Raw genomic sequence first — 527 nt, forward strand, 5'->3', positions numbered from 1 at the left:
TCCTGCACACAATCACGCAGTCCCACAAGACCTTTCACGCGGGCTTCGGCGGTGGCGTTGAGGTCAGGGCGCACCATGCGGCTGTTTTCCCGGTAGTACACCTGTCCGTCTACAATGGCATAGGAATAGTTCTTCACATTTGGGTCAGCAGGAATGGAGGTGTCAATGGTTTCGCCCTCGCCCAGCTCCGGCAGTTCTGCCTCCTGATAAGTGCCATGAATGTACTTCACAGCATCATGCAGCTGATCGGAAAGCTCCAGTCCCTCGATAGGGTTCACGGTGTAATCCATACCATGAGCGGTGCTTACCGGCTCCTGTCTGCCCAGCACCATTTCTGGGTGGTCGATAAAATACCGGTTGATGGCAAACCCATCCTCCGTTTGTCCGATCTGGGTCCATTCCGGCACGATGTCCAGCGGGCGGTCCCGCTTTTGGAGGAAGATGATGTCCGATACCACCTCGGCACCGGCATTCTTTTTGAACGCGTCATTCGGCAGACGGATCGCTCCCAGCAGCTCAGCACGCTG

The 527-nt window shown here is 56.4% G+C and carries 1 protein-coding gene; it reads right to left on the reverse strand.

The window, feature by feature from the left end; translation table 11 throughout:
- Positions 1-527 (reverse strand): hypothetical protein (locus ACESSZ_RS16525; protein WP_499842917.1); only part of this gene is annotated, 527 nt, incomplete at both ends.

The organism is Eubacterium sp. 3_1_31, from assembly GCF_964249515.1.
In the GTDB taxonomy this organism is placed as follows: Bacteria; Bacillota_I; Bacilli_A; order Erysipelotrichales; family Erysipelotrichaceae; genus Longicatena; species Longicatena caecimuris.